Raw genomic sequence first — 17,523 nt, 5'->3', positions numbered from 1 at the left:
CCCGAATGCTGGCTTTAGCAAGGATTCGCCCATGTCCCGCTGGTTCAATTACATCGCCATGGTCCTGACCGTTGCCCTCGCTCTCGGCGCCTGCAGCCGCATAGGTCTGGCTTATCGCAACCTCGACGTGATCATCCCGTGGACACTCAGCGACTACCTGGACATGAACGGCGAGCAAAAAAGCTGGCTGGACGAACGCCTGAAGGAACACCTGAACTGGCACTGCACCACCCAATTACCCGGCTACCTCGACTGGCTTGACCGCTTGCAGACCATGATCGCCACCGACCAGGTCAGCGATGCCGCCTTGCAGGCCCGTACCCACGAAGCCGAACAGGCGATCGCCGAGATCGCGCGGGAAATCACCCCTTCGGCCATCGAACTACTGCAAGGGCTGGATGATCATCAAGTCGCCGAGATGAATGAGGCCTTTGCCAAGGACCAGCGCAAACGCCAGGAGGCATACCTCAAGCCGTCCCTCGACCAGCAGATCAAGGAACGTGGCGAACGCATGGAAAAGCGCCTGAACGACTGGTTCGGGCCACTGAACAGCACCCAGCGACAACGGATAACCACATGGTCCAGCGCCTTGGGCGATCAGAACACCCAGTGGATTGCCAACCGGGCCCATTGGCAGAAGCAGTTCAGCGCTGCCGTTGCGCAACGCCACAGTCCACAATTCCCACAACGGATCGAGATACTTCTGGTCAATCGTGAAAGCTTGTGGACGCCCGCCTATCGTCAAGCCTTCGCCAACACCGAAGCCCAGGCGCGTTCACTGTTCGTGGATCTGATGGCGGACAGCACGCCAAACCAGCGCGAACGATTGCTGAAGAAAATCGAAGGCGTGAAGCAGGATTTCAGTGACTTGAAGTGCCTGAAAGCGGCGAAACAAGGCTGAGACCTACGCAAGCCCCATGTGGAAACGAGCCTGCTCTCGATTGCGCTGTATCAGTCAACATCAATGCTGAATGTGACATTGCAATCGCGAGCTCGCTCCCCCAGGGATCACACAACGTCAGGCAATCTGCGCCTTCGACGCTACCTCATCGAACGTCGCCTCATCCAGCGCATCCTCCTGCTCGTCCAGTACCTGTCGCGGGTGATCATTGCCAGGTTGTTGCCGACGACCGACCGGCGGCATGTCGAAATCCACGCAAGCCAAACGACTAGGCTGTGTAAGTCACCTCCCCGCCCCACGCAGGAGAAAACAACATGAACATTCAGAACCATCCCGTCGTATCGCGGGAAGAATGGCTCGCCGCTCGCAAACAGCACCTGGCCCGCGAGAAAGCCTTCACCAAGGAAAGGGACAAACTCAGTGCCGAACGCCGCGCCCTGCCCTGGGTGAAAATCGACAAGGACTACCACTTCCAGGGACCCAATGGCGAACTGAAACTGGCGGATCTGTTCGGGGGGCGCAGCCAGTTGGTGATCTACCACTTCATGTTCGCCGAGGGCTGGGACGAGGGCTGCCCCGGTTGCTCGTACCTCAGCGATCACATCGACGGCGCCAACCTGCACCTGGCCCATCATGACGTGGCCGTGGTAGCGGTTTCCCACGCACCGTTCGCCGAATTCCAGGCCTTCAAACGGCGTATGGGCTGGAAGTTCGACTGGCTATCGTCAGAAGGATGCGATTTCAACTACGACTTTGGCGTCTGTGCCCGAGCGGAAGACGTCGCCGCCGGGAAGGCTACGTACAACTACGAAAAAACCGACGGATCCGAGGAAGAACTCCCCGGTCTCAGCGTTTTTTATCGCAATGACGCCGGAGAAATCTTCCATACCTACTCCACTTATGCCCGGGGCCTGGACCTGCTGGTCGGCGCCTACAATTACCTCGACCTGACGCCCAAAGGCCGCAACGAAGACGAAATCATGGAGTGGGTACGGCATCACGACCGCTACGAAGAGCAAGCGCAATCCAGCTGCTGCCATGGCGGTTAATCACCGCGTCGAGGCCATCGCGAGAGGGTTCGCTCCCACACTGGACCTGTACTCGCGATGACCTCTTTCGGAGCGAGCCTGCTCGCGAAGAGACCCGCCCCGCACGGAAAGTCAGCCGACGGCTGACCGCAGAACTGTCTTTTTTTTAGGCTACGCTCAAGACCGGCTTAGGGTTACAACACTAAAAAAACAAATGGAGAGATTCATGTCAGGACGACAAGACCAGAATAAGGTGACTGACGAAAGCTACTGGGACGGTGTGTGGTCCCCTGCACAGTCCTCGCTGTCTACCTTGAGCAGTTCAGATTTCTACTACGGGAAAAATGGCCTCTTCGCCAAGTTGATTCATGAACGGCTTGGTTCGCTCAAGGGCTCTCGTATTCTCGAACTGGGAGGTGGCGGTGAAAACAAACGCCTCTTGTCCATGAAAAAATGGATGGACGCAGACGTCACCGCACTCGACTTCTCGGATGAAGGCCTGAAGGTAGTCAAGGAGCTCTTTGATATCAATCAATGCTCAGGCCACTTCCTCAACGCCGACATCTGCAGCTGGGTGCCTGATCAGCAATACGACACCGTCGTTCACTGGGGTGTCCTGGAACATTTCATTGATCCGGGACCTATGCTCGAGAAATCATTTTGCGCGTTGAAAAAAAACGGCAGGTTGCTTTTTTCGATGCCGAACATGGAAGCTGTTGGCGCACAACTGTGGAAAAACTGGTGCCCTGAAAACTGGTCAAAACACGTATTTCACTCCAAAGAACTCATCGAAAAAACGTTAAATGAGATCGGCTTCTCAACAATTGAAAGCTTTCATTATGGTGTGCCTTTCTTGAAGGGCGCTGAGTGGGAAATTTCTGCCATGGGCCAGCGTCCCATCGACTTGTTACAGAAAGTCTGCAGCGCCTCTGCACGTGTAGTGCCGATTTTTCATAAATATGGAAACAAGCATATCTCCATGGAAAGAGGATTCATTGCGGTCAAGTAATCGAGGCGTGAGCAAACAGAATCGACTCTAACGTCGTTTTTTGTTGGGCTCCCATACCGGAATCATTCGCCACTTCGGCTGAACTTATCTTGCCGTTGTCCCCTCAACCGGATATCTGCCATGACCGGAACAGAGGACACTTATGAAAACCCTGAGCAAGCTGACCCTCGCTATCGCCCTCGCTTGTACCTTGCCCGCCTGGGCCTGCACCCCCGAAGAAGCCATCGCCAAACGCGACCAACTGGCCCGGCAAGTGGCCAGGCTTACCGAGCAGAATCCGGCCAAGGCCAGGGAAATCAACGATGAATTGCAGAAGATGGATCTGGGCACTGCCGCCAAGGACCTGCCGGACAAGTGTCAGTTGATCGATCAGCGTTTGAAGGAGCTGGAGTCGGCTGAGGAAAAAACCGAAGGCTGATAAACGCCAGGCATAAAAAAACCCGGAAACCGTCCGGGTTTTTCGTGGACCTTCTACAACGACTTACTCAGCCGCTGGCGCTTCCGGCTTGCGGCGCTTGAGCGGGGCCATGCCGTCCTTGCTCACCAGCGAGTCGCTCTTGGGCCGGTTGGCGGTCTTGCGCCGGGTCGGGGTCTTGGCGGCAGTTTTCTTCTTGTCGCCCTTGGCGTCGGTCTTTTTCTTCTTCGTACCGGCGGCTTTACCCGAGGCCTTGACCTTTTTCGGTCCGCTGTAAGTACCTTTGACTTCTTTGATGGTACGGCGCTCGAAGCTCTGCTTGAGGTAGCGCTCGATGCTCGACATCAGGTTCCAGTCGCCGTGGCAGATCAGCGAGATGGCCAGGCCGTCGTTGCCGGCGCGGCCGGTGCGACCGATGCGGTGCACATATTCGTCGCCACTGCGCGGCATGTCGAAGTTGATCACCAGGTCCAAGCCGTCGACATCCAGGCCGCGAGCGGCGACGTCGGTGGCCACGAGGATTTTCACGCTGCCCTGCTTCAGGCGGTCGATCGCCAGTTTGCGATCCTTCTGGTCTTTCTCGCCGTGCAGCACGAACGCCTTGTATTCCTGCGCCACCAGGCGGCCGTAGATGCGGTCGGCCATGACCCGGGTGTTGGTGAAGATGATTGCCTTCTGGTAGGTCTCGTTGGCCAGCAGCCAGTTGACGATCTGTTCTTTGTGCTGGTTGTGGTCAGCGGTGATGATTTGCTGACGGGTAGCGTCGTTCAGCTGGCTGACCGCGTTGAGCTGCAAGTGCTCAGGGTTGTTCAGGACCTTGGCGACCATTTCGCGCAGACCGGAACCACCGGTGGTGGCGGAGAACAGCATGGTCTGCTGACGGTTCGGGCATTCGTCCACCAGACGCTGCACGTCTTCGGCAAAGCCCATGTCAAGCATGCGGTCGGCTTCGTCGAGCACCAGGACTTCGACATCCTTGAGGTCGAGGTTGCCGGCGTTCAACTGCTCGATCATCCGGCCCGGCGTACCGATCAGGATGTCCGGCACCTTGCGCAGCATCGCGGCCTGGACCTTGAAGTCTTCACCACCGGTGATCAGGCCGGACTTGATGAAAGTGAACTGCGAGAAGCGTTCAACTTCCTTCAGCGTCTGCTGGGCCAGTTCGCGAGTCGGCAGCAGGATCAGGGTCTTGATGCTGACGCGGATTTTCGCCGGGCCGATCAGACGGTTGAGGATGGGCAAAACGAATGCAGCGGTTTTGCCGCTACCGGTTTGCGCCGTCACCCGCAGGTCACGCCCCTGGAGCGCCAGCGGGATGGCCGCGGCTTGCACAGGCGTTGGCTCGACAAATTTCAGCTCGGCCACGGCTTTGAGCAGGCGTTCGTGCAGGGCGAATTGGGAAAACACGGGTGCTACCTCGAAGAAATGCAAAAAAACAGCTGCATAGGGTAACGGTTTCGAGCGCTCAGGCCGAGTTTCTTTATGCAAATGGCGGTAAACAGTTGGTTTTTTGTTGCCTGATTTTTCTCCAAACGTAATACAAAGCGTCTTGAATGCTCTAATCCCCTCTCGCGCCCTACAGAAGAATCGTTTTTGACAATGGATATCAAACAGCTCTGGACCAACGTCCTGGACCTTTGGGGTGCCCTCGATCAGCACCCGCTCGTGCACTCCAGCCTGTCGCTGTTGTTGCTGTTGGCGATTGCGCTGTTCCTCGGACGGGTGGCGCGTTACCTCATATTGCACGCGACCAAAATGCTCGGCCGCCAGCCGGCCTTGCATTGGGTCAATGATTTCCTGCAGAACAAGGTGTTCCATCGCCTGGCACAGATCACGCCGTCACTGGTAATCCAGTTCGGTCTCAATCTGGTGCCGGACCTGAGCAAATCCAGCCTGAATTTCCTCGGCAACGTCGCGCTGTCTTTCACCTTCCTGTTTCTGCTGCTGGCAGTCAGCGCCCTGCTCAACGCCCTGCTGGACATCTACGCCCGCACCGAGCACGCCCGCACCCGCTCGATCAAAGGCTATGTGCAACTGGCGAAAATGGTGTTGTACGTGTTTGGCGCGATCATCATCGTCGCCACCCTGATCGACCGCTCGCCGCTGTTGCTGCTGTCGGGCCTGGGTGCCATGTCGGCGGTGATTCTATTGGTGTACAAGGACACGCTGCTGTCGTTCGTCGCCAGCGTGCAGTTGACCAGCAACGACATGCTGCGGGTCGGCGACTGGATCGAAATGCCCCAGGTGGGCGCCGATGGCGATGTGGTGGACATCACGCTGCACACGGTCAAGGTGCAGAACTTCGACAAGACCATCGTCTCGATCCCGACCTGGCGCCTGATGTCCGAGTCGTTCAAGAACTGGCGCGGCATGCAGGCTTCTGGTGGTCGCCGGATCAAACGCAGCCTGTTCATCGACGCCAGCGGCGTACGCTTTTTGCGTGACGATGAGGAGTCGAAGCTGTCCCAGGTGCACTTGCTCACCGACTACATGACCCGCAAACAGGCCGAACTCAAGGCCTGGAACGAAGCCCAGGGCAACGTCGCGGCCATGTCCGCCAACCGCCGCCGCATGACCAACATCGGCACATTCCGCGCCTATGCGCTGGCCTACCTGAAGAGTCACCCGGGAATCCAGCCGAACATGACCTGCATGGTTCGCCAGATGCAGACCACGGCCCAGGGCATTCCACTGGAGATCTACTGTTTTACCGGCACCACGGCGTGGGCCGATTACGAGCGGATCCAGGGGGATATTTTCGACTACCTGCTGGCGGTACTGCCAGAGTTTGGCTTGAGCCTGTACCAGCAGCCGAGCGGCGGGGACTTACGCTCCGGATTGCTGCCGGCGGTCCTTGGCGCGAGCCATATTCCCGAAGCCGAGAAACACATCATGTAATGCCCCCCTCCTCCGCAAACTCCCGCCGAAACGCTTCGAGCTACCGGCGGCATGGAGCTGGCCTGTTCAAAAGTGACCAAGAACCCACTTTTGAACAGCGGACGTGTCATTTATGTCGCCATCGAAAACATATTGCGGATCATAACTTTGATTATTTCCCCGCACTCGACCTCTCCAGACTTTCAATGGCAACCAGAACTGCGCCCCGCTCGGCAAAGCCTGAGAACCAATATCGATATACAACGTGTCAGCACTCGTCGATAAGCCGAAATGGGTCGCTCCGGGAACGGCTAGAACGGCATCTGCAAAATCCAGACAAGCACTCGCACAGTACGAATCGGTAACCAGCACAAGCTGGCCCTTGAATGTTTTCTGATTCGAATCTTTCGAACGGTCTTTATCGAGCGAAGTCGTATCGGGCTGCCGCAACCAGTCTCTCTTCGCCTCAAGCGCAGCGTTCATTGACTCACGCAAAGCTGAAACAAATGTGTAGGCTTCGCTGCTTTTCCCGTAATCGCGTTCCGTACTGGCCAGAGCGTTATTGAGCGTTGAAAGCGCCAGCGGAGAAACCCGCCACATTGCATACGAACGAGAGGACCCATCCAGGCTTTTTGCAAACTTGTCACCCAACAAAGCAGACAGGATCCTGGCCCCCACCAGGCTGTTACCGCCACGATTACCACGTGTATCAAGTACAACCAACCTGGCATCATCGATACTTTCGAGAACATCGAGCATCTTCTCGAGGGATGCATTCTCGGCTGCCGAAGGTGCGAAATTCGATGCATGCACCCAATACCGTCCACCTCCGAGGTTCTGGACAGACTGAGGCGGTTGAGGTTGACGCAGAACATCCGCTAACTGCCCGCGATCCTCCTGCCACAGCAGATCATGGTTTTGCTTTACTCCGCTCGACAGAACAACCTGGCATTGGTTTGCCCGTTTTCTGGCGAGTACTGGATAGTCGGCATCATCGACAGTCAAGTGCCTGGCCAAGTGACTCCAGGTAGATTTCAAATCCAGTCTGCGATCTACATAGGGTGATATTTCATTACCAAATATATCGCTGACTGCTTTTCCGTCACATGAGATGACTCTGGAATCGACGGGAGGCAAGGGCACAGGCCACCCCTTTGCAACATGACTGACAACAAAATCCTCCCCTCTCTTGTCCAGGATGAAGCCCGCCCACGAAGATCTGTCTTTTCTGGATTGATAAATGCCTACGTGGCCATCCTTGAACCCTGAAATATAAAAACCCAGAACAGCTTGAGCATCCCTCCTTGACCCGACAAGCCGAGAGAGTTGTTTCGCCTCCGAATAACCCCGCTCAACCCAGTCAGAAAAATTGCTGTTTTCCTGATCTATGGCCCCCGGGTGGGCGCTCACTATAAGTTGATGAACGGTAGAAAGGTCGCTGAGCGCCAAGTCTACAAATTCATCCTTGCGAGAATCCTCGGCAAACACGGCGCCGACAATACCGCCCCCCATCAGGAGTACTGCCAGAATCCTGTTGAAAACATTCATATCAAAAATACTAATCATGCCCGCCGGCCCATACGTCGTAGTGGTGATTCCTGGTTCACCCAATAAAAAACCGCGTCGACGACAAGGCCTACTTCAATTGAGCAACATCTTTGTTCCCCAACCGGCTGATCCACACCGCTGCCAGAATCACCCCGCCACCGAGAAACAATCGCCCCAGCTCTTCATGCTGATTCCAGATCAGCAGATTGATCAGCAACCCCACCGGCACATGCAGGTTGTTCATCACCGCCAATGTCCCGCCGTTGACCAGGCACGCACCCTTGTTCCACCAGTAAAGCCCCAACGCCGTGGAGACCAGGCCGAGGAACAGCAGCACACCCCATTGCAGCGGCGCTTCGGGCAGGAAGTTCTGTTTGCCGAACAACAGAAACGCCGGCAACGCCACCGCCAGTGCGCCGAGGTAGAAGTAGCCGAAACGCCGGTAATGCGGCAGGTCGCTCGGGTGGCGGGCGACCAGGTGTTTGTAGAGCACCTGCCCGGCTGCATAGGTGAAGTTGGCCAGTTGCAGCAACAGGAAGCCCAGGAAGAAGTCCGGGTTGATCCGGTCGAAGCGAATCACCGCCGCTCCCGCCACGGCCACCAGCGCCGCCATCAGGGCCCAGGGATTGAAGCGACGATTCAGTGCATCTTCAATCAGAGTCACGTGCAATGGCGTGAGGATGGTGAACAGCAGCACTTCCGGCACCGTCAGTACGCGAAAGCTCAGGTACAGGCAGACGTAGGTCACACCGAACTGCAATGCGCCGATCAGCAGCATGCCGCGCATGAACGCCGGTTCCACCGAGCGCCAGCGAGTCAGTGGAATGAACACCAGCCCTGCCAGCATTACGCGTACCAGCACAGCGAAGTAACTGTCGACATGACCGGCCAGGTATTCGCCGATCAAACTGAAGGAAAACGCCTGGATCAGCGTGACAAAAAGTAGATAGCCCATGCTCGCCTCATTTCGAATGGCGGCGACGATAGCGGGTTTTGTTTTGAATCGCGATCCCCAAGACCTGTCGGAAAACACACAAAACCTTGTGGGAGCGGGCTTGCTCGCGAAAGCGGTGTGTCAGCAGCGAAGATGTCGACTGACAGGACGCCTTCGCGAGCAAGCCCGCTCCCACAGGGGTTGCAGGTGTGAGCCGAATCGCAGGCAAAAAAAAGCCCGATCTCGCTAAAGCGTTCAATCGGGCCAGGGCACTCAGGAGCAACAAGTGCGAAGGGAGGTTCGATGCGCGTACAGGCTTGAAGGGTTGCGCCAGATCACTAGACCATCCAGCGATTATCTGGCGATTAACGTATCAGGCCACTTGCGAAAGCTTGGCGTTCGCCTGGTTCAGGCCTTTTTCCTGGAAATCACCGCCCAGGTTCATGCCTTCGGCGTGGATGAAGGTCACGTCGTGGATACCGATGAAGCCCATGACCTGACGCAGGTACGGTTCCTGGTGATCGGCGGTGCTGCCGGCATAGATGCCGCCGCGGGCCGTCAGCACATAAGCACGCTTGCCGCTGAGCAGGCCTTGCGGGCCGGTTTCGGTGTACTTGAAAGTCACGCCGGCACGCAGCACATGGTCGAGCCAGGCTTTGAGGGTGCTGGGGATTGCAAAGTTGTACATCGGCGCGGCCATGACCAGTACATCGGCGGCGAGCAGCTCGTCGGTCAACTGGTTTGAGCGTTCCAGCGACGCCTGTTCGATGTCGCTGCGCTGCTCGGTGGGTTTCATCCAGCCACCCAGCAGGTTGATATCCAGGTGCGGAACCGGGTTGACGGCCAGGTCCCGGACGGTGATCTGGTCATTCGGGTGTGCGGCTTTCCACTGGTTGATGAACGTCTGGGTCAGTTGACGGGAAACCGAGTCTTGCTGGCGGGCGCTGCTTTCGATGATCAGAACACGGGACATGGGATGTAGCCTCCATCTGAGAATGCTGTAAGTCGATGGAGTGAAGATTAAACAGAGTCATATCGATGAAAAAGCGCAAATAACTGCTATAACCGATCAAGAAATTCGTTTATAAGCTCTCCTATGCCCATCCCCTGTAGGAGCGAGCACGCTCGCGATGGTCGTCAACGATGACGCGGGATGCCTGATGCCCCGTCGCGATCTCGAGTTCATCGCGAGCGTGCTCGCTCCTACAGGGACAGTGACAGCGGGAATCATTTCGGGGTGCAGGTCAGCTCGATGCGTAGTTTGATGATGTTGCGGTTGAATTTGGCCGTGGCGGTTTTGTGTTTGCCGGCCGGCACATCGATCTTGCGAGTGCGGGGTGCTTCCGGGCCATTGCTGAAAACCGCCTTGCAGCTCGCATCGACATCGCCGTAGTTGGCCACCCGGATGGAGCCGATATCGCTATCGGTGTCGAAGGTTTCGTAGTCGATCTTCATGCCGTTGAGGTTCTTCTGCACATCAATCGGGTAAGCAAACGCCGTCAGCGGTAGCAGCGCCAGCAGCACACAACAGAGTTTTTTCATTCAGCAGCCTCCAGTCAGGGCTGCCAGCTTAGGACAACAGGAGCACAACATGAAAGCGCCCCGCGTGACCCTTGATCAATGGCGAACGCTGCAAGCCGTGGTCGATCATGGCGGTTTCGCCCAGGCCGCCGAGGCGCTGCATCGCTCGCAATCGTCGGTCAGCTACACCGTGGCACGCATGCAGGATCAGCTCGGCGTGCCGTTGCTGCGCATCGACGGACGCAAAGCCGTGCTGACCGAAGCCGGTGGCGTGCTGTTGCGCCGCTCCCGGCAATTGGTCAAACAGGCCAGTCAACTCGAAGACCTGGCCCATCACATGGAGCAGGGCTGGGAAGCCGAAGTGCGCCTGGTGGTCGATGCCGCTTACCCAAGCGCCCGCCTCGTCCGCGCCTTGACTGCTTTCATGCCGCAAAGCCGCGGCTGCCGGGTACGCCTGCGCGAGGAAGTACTGTCGGGCGTAGAGGAAGTCCTGCTCGAAGGCGTGGCCGACCTGGCCATCACCGGGTTCAGTATTCCCGGTTATCTGGGTGCGGAGTTGAGCGACGTCGAGTTCGTCGCGGTCGCGCACCCGGAGCATCCCCTGCACCGCCTCAACCGCGAACTGAGCTTCCAGGACCTGGAAAGCCAGATGCAAGTGGTGATCCGCGACTCGGGGCGCCAGCAACCGCGGGACGTCGGCTGGCTCGGTGCCGAACAACGCTGGACCGTCGGCAGCCTGGCCACCGCCGCCACCTTCGTCAGCAGTGGCCTGGGATTTGCGTGGTTGCCCCGACACATGATCGAACGAGAACTCAAGGAAGGTACGCTCAAGCTGCTACCGTTGGATCAGGGCGGTAGCCGCAACCCGAGCTTTTACCTGTATTCGAACAAGGACAAACCGCTCGGGCCGGCCACGCAGATTCTCATCGAACTGCTGCGCACCTTCGACACCGCACCACTGGACGCAGCGTTCGCCGCCCCCGAACAAGCCTGACACGGAGTGTATGCATGGCCTATTTCGAACACGAAGGTTGCAACCTGCACTATGAGGAATATGGCCACGGCACACCGCTGCTGCTGGTCCACGGTCTCGGTTCCAGCACGCTGGACTGGGAAAAACAGATCCCGACCCTGGCTGCCCGCTACCGGGTGATCGTCCCGGATGTCCGCGGTCACGGCCGTTCGGACAAACCTCGGGAACGCTACAGCATCGCCGGATTCAGCGCCGACCTGATTGCGCTGATCGAGCACCTCAATCTCGGCCCGGCACATTATGTCGGCCTGTCCATGGGCGGCATGATCGGTTTTCAATTGGGCGTGGATCAGCCGCAATTGCTCAAGAGCCTGTGCATCGTCAACAGCGCGCCCGAGGTCAAACTGCGCAGCCGCGACGATTACTGGCAGTGGTTCAAGCGCTGGAGCCTGATGCACGCGCTCAGCCTGCGTACCATCGGCAAAGCCTTGGGCGGCAAGTTGTTTCCGAAGCCCGAGCAGGCCGATTTGCGCCAAAAGATGGCCGAGCGCTGGGCAAAAAACGACAAACATGCTTATCTCGCCAGCTTCAATGCCATTGTGGGCTGGGGGGTCCAGGAACGACTTTCGAAGGTTACCTGTCCAACCCTGATCGTCAGCGCCGACCGTGACTACACACCGGTGGCGCTGAAGGAAAACTACGTAAAACTGCTGCCCGACGCGCGGCTGGTGGTGATCACCGATTCACGCCACGCCACGCCGCTGGACCAGCCGGACCACTTCAACCAAACACTGCTAAAGTTTCTGACCGCAGTCGACACCACCACTCAGGATCACTGACCCATGCTGAAAAAAATCGCCCTCGCCGCAGGCTCCGTCCTGTTTGCCGCCAACCTGATGGCCGCGACGCCGGAAAAGGCACCCCATGTGCTGCTGGACACCAGCAACGGCCAGATCGAAATCGAACTGGACCCGGTCAAGGCCCCAATCACTACCAAGAACTTTCTTGAGTACGTAGACAGTGGTTTCTATGACAACACGATTTTCCACCGAGTGATTCCGGGGTTCATGGCCCAGGGCGGTGGGTTCACCTCATCGATGCAGCAAAAGCCGACCAAAGACCCGATCAAGAACGAAGCCAGCAACGGCCTGCATAACGTACGCGGCACCCTGTCGATGGCGCGTACCTCCGATCCGAATTCGGCCACCAGCCAGTTCTTCATCAACGTCAAGGACAACGACTTCCTCGATCCGGGTCGCGATGCCGGTTACGCCGTGTTCGCCAAAGTGGTCAAGGGTATGGACGTGGTCGATATCATCGTCAATACGCCTACCACCACCAAAAGCGGTATGCGCGACGTGCCAGCCGACCCAGTCTTCATCAAGTCGGCCAAGCGCATCGACTGAGACTAAGCTGGACAAGGATGTCCGAGCCGTTGCCGGCTTTGCCGGCAACGCTCAAACCGTTCAAAGGAGAGTCCGCTCGCGGGCGAAAACAACATGCTTTATCGCCGTTTTGAAAAACTGATCGATGTTTTCCGTGAAGCACCGACGGAGTCCCCGCCGGACCGGGTTTTCCCTTTTTATACCTATTACCTCAAGCAGGTCTGGCCGAGCTTTGTCGCCCTGCTGATCGTCGGCCTGATTGGTGCCTTGATCGAGGTGGCGTTGTTCAGCTACCTGAGCCGCATCATCGATCTGGCCCAGGGCACGCCGAACGTCGATCTGCTCAAGGAACACGCCCTCGAACTGACCTGGATGGTGGTGGTTGCGCTGGTGTTGCGCCCGATATTCGTGGGCTTGCACGACCTGCTGGTGCACCAGACCCTGAGCCCGAGCATGACCAGCATGATCCGCTGGCAGAACCACAGCTACGTGCTCAAGCAGAGCCTGAACTTCTTCCAGAACGACTTCGCCGGGCGCATCGCCCAACGCATCATGCAAACCGGTAACTCACTGCGCGATTCAGCCGTACAAGCCGTGGATGCGTTGTGGCATGTGCTGATCTACGCCATCAGTTCGCTGGTGCTGTTCGCCGAAGCCGACTGGCGCCTGATGGTCCCGCTGCTGACATGGATCTTCGCCTTCGTCGGCGCCCTCTACTACTTCGTGCCACGGGTCAAGGATCGCTCGGTGGTGGCGTCCGATGCGCGCTCCAAGCTCATGGGGCGAATTGTCGACGGCTATACCAACATCACCACCCTGAAGCTGTTCGCCCATACCAACTTCGAGCAGCAGTACGCCCGCGAAGCGATCAAGGAACAGACCGAAAAAGCCCAGTTGGCCGGCCGTGTGGTAACCAGCATGGACGTGGTCATCACCAGCATGAACGGTTTGCTGATCGTCTGCACCACCGGCCTGGCCCTGTGGTTGTGGACGCAGTCGCTGATCAGCGTCGGTGCGATTGCCCTGGCCACCGGCCTGGTGATCCGCATCGTCAACATGTCCGGCTGGATCATGTGGGTGGTGACCGGCATCTTCGAAAACATCGGCATGGTCCAGGACGGCCTGCAGACCATTTCGCAACCGGTCTCGGTCACCGACCGCGACCAGGCCAAACCCCTGGCGGTGGCCCGCGGCGAAGTGCGCTTCGAACAGGTGGACTTCCACTACGGCAAGCAGAGCGGGATCATCGGCGACCTCAACCTGACCATCAAGGCTGGCGAGAAAATCGGCCTGATCGGCCCGTCCGGTGCCGGCAAATCGACCCTGGTGAACCTGCTGCTGCGCCTGTACGACGTCGAAGGCGGACGTATCCTGATCGATGGCCAGAACATCGCCGACGTCAGCCAGGAAAGCCTGCGCGAACGCATCGGCATGATCACCCAGGACACCTCGCTGCTGCACCGTTCGATCCGTGACAACCTGCTATACGGCAAGCCCGACGCCACCGACGCCGAACTCTGGGAAGCGGTGCACAAGGCCCGGGCTGACGGGTTTATTCCTTCACTGTCGGACGCTGAAGGCCGCATCGGCTTCGATGCCCACGTCGGCGAGCGCGGAGTGAAACTCTCCGGTGGTCAACGCCAACGCATCGCCATTGCCCGCGTACTGCTCAAGGACGCACCGATCCTGATCATGGACGAGGCGACCTCGGCACTGGATTCGGAAGTCGAAGCGGCGATCCAGGAAAGTCTCGAAACCCTGATGCAGGGCAAAACCGTGATCGCCATCGCTCACCGGCTCTCGACCATCGCCCGGATGGACCGGCTGGTGGTGCTGGAAAACGGCAAGATCGCCGAAACCGGAACCCACGCCGAACTGCTCGCCCACGGCGGGTTGTATGCGCGGTTGTGGCAACACCAGACCGGTGGGTTTGTCGGGATCGATTGATCCCCGAACAACACATCTCCCCTGTGGGACCAATTGACTCCAATGGCCCCTGAAAGAAGATCAGCCTTGTCGATAAGGCAAGGCTGACTTTGCATCCTCAGCATAAGCCAGCACTCCCTGCCGCTCCCGCTCCAGAAAGTCTTTCACCGCCGCTTTCAATCCCGGATGCCGCAAGTAGTGCCAGGAATGGGTGATGACGGGCTCGAATCCGCGAATCAGTTTGTGCTCGCCCTGGGCCCCGGCGTCGAAACGCTGGAAACCGTTGGCGATGGCATAGTCCATACCCTGGTAGAAACAGGTCTCGAAATGCAGGCGATCGAACTCCGCCAGGCATCCCCAGTAACGTCCATAAAAGCTGTCGCCTCCTACCAGGCTGAATGCCATCGCCACCGGCCGTGAACCCTGTTTGGCCAGCACTACGCGAATCGATTCCGGCATGCGTTCGGCCAACAAACTGAAAAACTCCCGCGTCAGGTACGGTGCTTGCCGGCGCACCGCATAGGTATTGGCATAGCAGGCATAGACGAAATCCCATTGCGCCTGACTCAGCTCCCGCCCCTCCAACCACTCGAACTCGAAGCCCTGCCCGGCCACCTGTTCGCGCTCCTTGCGCATCTGTTTGCGCTTGCGCGAACTGAGCACGTCGAGGAAGTCCTGGAAATCCCGATAGCCGCGATTCTGCCAGTGATACTGACAGCCCACGCGCTGCAGCCAGCCGGCCTGCTGGCTCAAGGCCGCGTCGGTGAACGGATCGGTGAAGTTGATGTGTGCGCTCGAGAGCCCTTCAAGCTCAAGGTAGCCCGGCAGGCTTTTCAACAACTCGAAACCGTCTTCGACCGTGGCCGCCAACAGCCGCGGACCGGTGACGGGACTGAACGGCACGGCGGTCAACAGCTTGGGGTAGTAGTCGATACCGGCACGCTCGCAGGCATCGGCCCAGGCGTGGTCGAACACATACTCGCCATAGGAATGCCACTTGCGATAACCAGGTAGCGCGGCGATCAGGCGCTCACCTTCAACGTGCAGCAAATGCTCGGGTTGCCAGCCGGTATGAGGGCCGACACTGCCGCTGTCTTCCAGTGCGCTCAAAAAGGCATGACGCAGAAAAGGCTGAGTCTGGGGCACCAGTGCGTCCCAGGTTTGCGGGGCGATTTCCGACAGTTTTTGCAGGCGTTGCAGCGGCATCACCATCCTCACTCTTCATGGCGTGAAAGCCTCGCGAGTATCGCCGATCGCACTCCTTTGCACACGGCCAATTCGACGACAGCGCTCTAACTCAATAGTTCAAGACGACTTTGTATCGTCATGGACATGAAATCACATTGCCACTGCTCTGTAATAAACCATCGCGATACTGGCGCCTGTTTTTAGAGCGCCGGGTTATACCCGGCCACAGTTTTCCGCCCCCTAACGGTCGGTTGTGTCCCGGATGGCTCAGTCATCCCCTCTCATCTTCGGAGATTGATATGCGTCTTGCTTTCACAAAAACTGCGGCGGCCTTGTGCGGTGGCCTGTTGCTGGCCATGAGTGTTCCGGCCAGTGCCGCAGTCGACGCCAAACTGCTCGACATGCTCAAGGCCAACGGCTCGATCACCAACGCGCAGTACAACGAACTGCAAGCCGAGCTGGCCAGAGATCAGAAAGAACAGCAGATCGCCCGTCAGGCTCAGCAAGAGACCAACGAACAAATCGCGGCCACCGCGAAGAAAACCGAAACACTGAGCGCTTTCGACCAGAAACTGGCCTGGGCTGCCAAGACTCAGTTCAAGGGCGACGTGCGCTTCCGCCAGGAAAACGTCCACAACGATGGCGTACCCAACAACAAAGACCAGGACCGTCAGCGCATTCGCGCCCGCCTGGGTGCCTACAGCGAAATCAACTCGCAGGTCGACACCGGTATCCGTATCGCCACCGGCAGCAACGACGACGCTCGCTCCACCAACCAGGACCTGAACAACTACTTCGACAAGAAGCAGATCTGGCTGGACCAGGGTTACATCGACTACCACCCGGACGCGATCAAGAACCTGCACCTGGTTGGCGGCAAGATGCCGCAACAATGGGTGAGCATGGGCGACATCATCTGGGATAGCGACATCAACCCTGAAGGCCTGGCCGTCACCTACAAATACCCGCTGAGCGGCAGCACCGAGCTGTTCGGTAGCGCCGGTCACTACACCCTCAAGGACAACGTCGACGGCGAAGGCGTGCAGTTCAAGCACGACCTGCGTCTGTACGCCGGCCAGTTGGGTGCGCGCTTCGCCATCACCGACAGCATGAAAATGACCTTGGGCGGCAGTATCTACGCCTACGACAACGATGACAGCAGCGCCTGCCCTACCAGCGGCACCGTCACCACGCCATGCGCACTGGCCGTCAACGGCAACAGCCCGGGCGAACAGTTCAACCTGTACGAAGGCTTTGGCCAGCTGGACTTCAGCAACCTGCCAGTTCCGCTGTCGATCTACGGTCAGTACGTCAACAACACCGATGCCAGCAACGACCAGGACACTGGCTGGCTGGCCGGTGTGAAATCCAAGTTGTACGGCTTCAACGTGGACTACAACTACCGCGACGTGCAGCGTAACGCTGTGGTGGGTGCCTTCACCGACTCCGACTTCGCCAACGGTTTCACCGGTTCGCGCGGCAGCAAGCTGAAAGTGAGCTACGACCTGGACAAGAACTTTGCCCTGGGCGCGACCTACTTCATGGCGACCTCGGACCAGACCAACGCCAACATCAACAAGAAGGATTCGGACATCAACACCCTGCAACTGGATGCCGAAGCCAAGTTCTGATTCACCCCGCTCCACTACTCAGGCAAGGATGCCTGGGCTCCTTTTTCAGCCTGGCGTTGGTGTGTCGGTCCCCATCATCCTCCGACACACCAACGCCGGGCTGCTTGTTTTTGCAAACCCCTGTAGGAGCGAGCATGCTCCGGGCGGCGTTCCGACGATGGTCGTCAACGATAACGCTGGATGCCTG

16 protein-coding genes and 1 pseudogene are annotated in these 17,523 nt (G+C 58.1%); 10 read left to right on the top strand and 7 right to left on the bottom strand.

What is annotated here, in order from left to right; all coding sequences use genetic code 11:
- Window positions 1-31 precede the first annotated feature (31 nt).
- Complete coding sequence (locus CAG47_RS26205) at window positions 32-901, top strand: DUF6279 family lipoprotein (RefSeq protein ID WP_085729045.1); 870 nt, start codon at window positions 32-34, stop codon at window positions 899-901.
- A 117-nt stretch (window positions 902-1,018) separates the two neighbouring features.
- On the opposite strand, the pseudogene CAG47_RS26200 reads toward CAG47_RS26205, so the two are convergent.
- Window positions 1,019-1,117 (bottom strand): annotated as a pseudogene (locus CAG47_RS26200) (transcriptional regulator); the annotation flags it as partial.
- 98 nt (window positions 1,118-1,215) lie between these two features.
- Between CAG47_RS26200 and CAG47_RS26195 the strand changes: the two are divergent.
- The 3 genes from CAG47_RS26195 (at window position 1,216) to CAG47_RS26185 (ending at window position 3,356) form a co-directional block, all read left to right on the top strand.
- Window positions 1,216-1,950, top strand: coding sequence for a thioredoxin family protein (locus CAG47_RS26195; protein ID WP_085729042.1), 735 nt, complete (start codon window positions 1,216-1,218; stop codon window positions 1,948-1,950).
- A gap of 205 nt (window positions 1,951-2,155) precedes the next feature.
- Window positions 2,156-2,938 carry a bifunctional 2-polyprenyl-6-hydroxyphenol methylase/3-demethylubiquinol 3-O-methyltransferase UbiG gene (locus tag CAG47_RS26190; protein ID WP_158091333.1) on the top strand — a complete coding sequence of 261 codons (783 nt, stop codon included), beginning with the start codon at window positions 2,156-2,158 and terminating at the stop codon, window positions 2,936-2,938.
- A gap of 142 nt (window positions 2,939-3,080) precedes the next feature.
- Window positions 3,081-3,356, top strand: a complete 276-nt coding sequence (locus CAG47_RS26185; RefSeq protein WP_085729037.1) for a hypothetical protein — start codon at window positions 3,081-3,083, stop codon at window positions 3,354-3,356.
- 63 nt (window positions 3,357-3,419) lie between these two features.
- Here CAG47_RS26185 and CAG47_RS26180 read toward each other — a convergent pair whose 3' ends face one another.
- A complete protein-coding gene (locus CAG47_RS26180) occupies window positions 3,420-4,760 on the bottom strand; it encodes a DEAD/DEAH box helicase (protein ID WP_085729035.1) in 1,341 nt (446 codons plus the stop codon).
- 192 nt (window positions 4,761-4,952) lie between these two features.
- On the opposite strand from CAG47_RS26180, the gene CAG47_RS26175 reads away from it, so the two are divergent.
- Window positions 4,953-6,251, top strand: a complete 1,299-nt coding sequence (locus tag CAG47_RS26175) for a mechanosensitive ion channel family protein (RefSeq protein ID WP_085729033.1) — start codon at window positions 4,953-4,955, stop codon at window positions 6,249-6,251.
- Window positions 6,252-6,317: 66 nt separating this feature from the next.
- Here CAG47_RS26175 and CAG47_RS26170 read toward each other — a convergent pair whose 3' ends face one another.
- The 4 genes from CAG47_RS26170 to CAG47_RS26155 all read right to left on the bottom strand — a co-directional run bounded on the left by CAG47_RS26170 (window position 6,318) and on the right by CAG47_RS26155 (window position 10,254).
- Window positions 6,318-7,796, bottom strand: a complete 1,479-nt coding sequence (locus tag CAG47_RS26170) for a S41 family peptidase (RefSeq protein ID WP_085729031.1) — start codon at window positions 7,794-7,796, stop codon at window positions 6,318-6,320.
- A 70-nt stretch (window positions 7,797-7,866) separates the two neighbouring features.
- Window positions 7,867-8,733 carry a carboxylate/amino acid/amine transporter gene (locus CAG47_RS26165; protein ID WP_085729029.1) on the bottom strand — a complete coding sequence of 289 codons (867 nt, stop codon included), beginning with the start codon at window positions 8,731-8,733 and terminating at the stop codon, window positions 7,867-7,869.
- A gap of 352 nt (window positions 8,734-9,085) precedes the next feature.
- On the bottom strand, window positions 9,086-9,685 hold the full coding sequence (locus CAG47_RS26160) for an FMN-dependent NADH-azoreductase (RefSeq protein ID WP_085729027.1): 600 nt from the start codon (window positions 9,683-9,685) through the stop codon (window positions 9,086-9,088).
- A 254-nt stretch (window positions 9,686-9,939) separates the two neighbouring features.
- Window positions 9,940-10,254 (bottom strand): 3-phosphoglycerate kinase, encoded by a 315-nt coding sequence (locus CAG47_RS26155; protein WP_085729025.1) that lies wholly within the window; start codon window positions 10,252-10,254, stop codon window positions 9,940-9,942.
- 49 nt (window positions 10,255-10,303) lie between these two features.
- Between CAG47_RS26155 and CAG47_RS26150 the strand changes: the two genes are divergently transcribed.
- From CAG47_RS26150 to CAG47_RS26135, 4 genes are all read left to right on the top strand, one after another.
- Window positions 10,304-11,227: a LysR family transcriptional regulator gene (locus CAG47_RS26150; protein ID WP_085729023.1), complete on the top strand. Its 924-nt coding sequence runs from the start codon at window positions 10,304-10,306 to the stop codon at window positions 11,225-11,227.
- Window positions 11,228-11,241: 14 nt separating this feature from the next.
- Window positions 11,242-12,045, top strand: coding sequence for an alpha/beta fold hydrolase (locus CAG47_RS26145; protein WP_085729021.1), 804 nt, complete (start codon window positions 11,242-11,244; stop codon window positions 12,043-12,045).
- A gap of 3 nt (window positions 12,046-12,048) precedes the next feature.
- The gene (locus CAG47_RS26140; protein ID WP_085729019.1) at window positions 12,049-12,612 is read left to right on the top strand and encodes a peptidylprolyl isomerase; all 564 of its coding nucleotides are present in this window, start codon (window positions 12,049-12,051) and stop codon (window positions 12,610-12,612) included.
- Between the two features lie 93 nt (window positions 12,613-12,705).
- On the top strand, window positions 12,706-14,538 hold the full coding sequence (locus CAG47_RS26135) for an ABC transporter ATP-binding protein (protein WP_085729017.1): 1,833 nt from the start codon (window positions 12,706-12,708) through the stop codon (window positions 14,536-14,538).
- 60 nt (window positions 14,539-14,598) lie between these two features.
- On the opposite strand, the gene CAG47_RS26130 is transcribed toward CAG47_RS26135, so the two are convergent.
- Window positions 14,599-15,723, bottom strand: a complete 1,125-nt coding sequence (locus CAG47_RS26130; RefSeq protein ID WP_085729078.1) for a GNAT family N-acetyltransferase — start codon at window positions 15,721-15,723, stop codon at window positions 14,599-14,601.
- A gap of 281 nt (window positions 15,724-16,004) precedes the next feature.
- Here CAG47_RS26130 and CAG47_RS26125 point away from each other — a divergent pair, with 281 nt between their 5' ends.
- Window positions 16,005-17,336: a putative porin gene (locus tag CAG47_RS26125; protein ID WP_085729015.1), complete on the top strand. Its 1,332-nt coding sequence runs from the start codon at window positions 16,005-16,007 to the stop codon at window positions 17,334-17,336.
- Window positions 17,337-17,523 lie beyond the last annotated feature (187 nt).

Source organism: Pseudomonas sp. R37(2017) (assembly GCF_002113375.1).
Classification (GTDB): domain Bacteria; phylum Pseudomonadota; class Gammaproteobacteria; order Pseudomonadales; family Pseudomonadaceae; genus Aquipseudomonas.
The sequence above is the reverse complement of the archived record's forward strand: the minus strand, read 5'-3'. Positions and strand labels throughout refer to the sequence as shown.

What these genes read in the sequence shown, in the direction of transcription:
- CAG47_RS26175 (WP_085729033.1), top strand. Translation starts at nt 4,953, where the DNA reads ATGGATATCAAACAGCTCTGGACCAACGTCCTGGACCTTTGGGGTGCC.
- CAG47_RS26160 (WP_085729027.1), bottom strand. Translation starts at nt 9,685, where the DNA reads ATGTCCCGTGTTCTGATCATCGAAAGCAGCGCCCGCCAGCAAGACTCG.
- CAG47_RS26185 (WP_085729037.1), top strand. Translation starts at nt 3,081, where the DNA reads ATGAAAACCCTGAGCAAGCTGACCCTCGCTATCGCCCTCGCTTGTACC.
- CAG47_RS26205 (WP_085729045.1), top strand. Translation starts at nt 32, where the DNA reads ATGTCCCGCTGGTTCAATTACATCGCCATGGTCCTGACCGTTGCCCTC.
- CAG47_RS26140 (WP_085729019.1), top strand. Translation starts at nt 12,049, where the DNA reads ATGCTGAAAAAAATCGCCCTCGCCGCAGGCTCCGTCCTGTTTGCCGCC.
- CAG47_RS26150 (WP_085729023.1), top strand. Translation starts at nt 10,304, where the DNA reads ATGAAAGCGCCCCGCGTGACCCTTGATCAATGGCGAACGCTGCAAGCC.
- CAG47_RS26125 (WP_085729015.1), top strand. Translation starts at nt 16,005, where the DNA reads ATGCGTCTTGCTTTCACAAAAACTGCGGCGGCCTTGTGCGGTGGCCTG.
- CAG47_RS26145 (WP_085729021.1), top strand. Translation starts at nt 11,242, where the DNA reads ATGGCCTATTTCGAACACGAAGGTTGCAACCTGCACTATGAGGAATAT.
- CAG47_RS26195 (WP_085729042.1), top strand. Translation starts at nt 1,216, where the DNA reads ATGAACATTCAGAACCATCCCGTCGTATCGCGGGAAGAATGGCTCGCC.
- CAG47_RS26170 (WP_085729031.1), bottom strand. Translation starts at nt 7,796, where the DNA reads ATGATTAGTATTTTTGATATGAATGTTTTCAACAGGATTCTGGCAGTA.
- CAG47_RS26155 (WP_085729025.1), bottom strand. Translation starts at nt 10,254, where the DNA reads ATGAAAAAACTCTGTTGTGTGCTGCTGGCGCTGCTACCGCTGACGGCG.
- CAG47_RS26165 (WP_085729029.1), bottom strand. Translation starts at nt 8,733, where the DNA reads ATGGGCTATCTACTTTTTGTCACGCTGATCCAGGCGTTTTCCTTCAGT.
- CAG47_RS26190 (WP_158091333.1), top strand. Translation starts at nt 2,156, where the DNA reads ATGTCAGGACGACAAGACCAGAATAAGGTGACTGACGAAAGCTACTGG.
- CAG47_RS26130 (WP_085729078.1), bottom strand. Translation starts at nt 15,723, where the DNA reads ATGCCGCTGCAACGCCTGCAAAAACTGTCGGAAATCGCCCCGCAAACC.
- CAG47_RS26135 (WP_085729017.1), top strand. Translation starts at nt 12,706, where the DNA reads ATGCTTTATCGCCGTTTTGAAAAACTGATCGATGTTTTCCGTGAAGCA.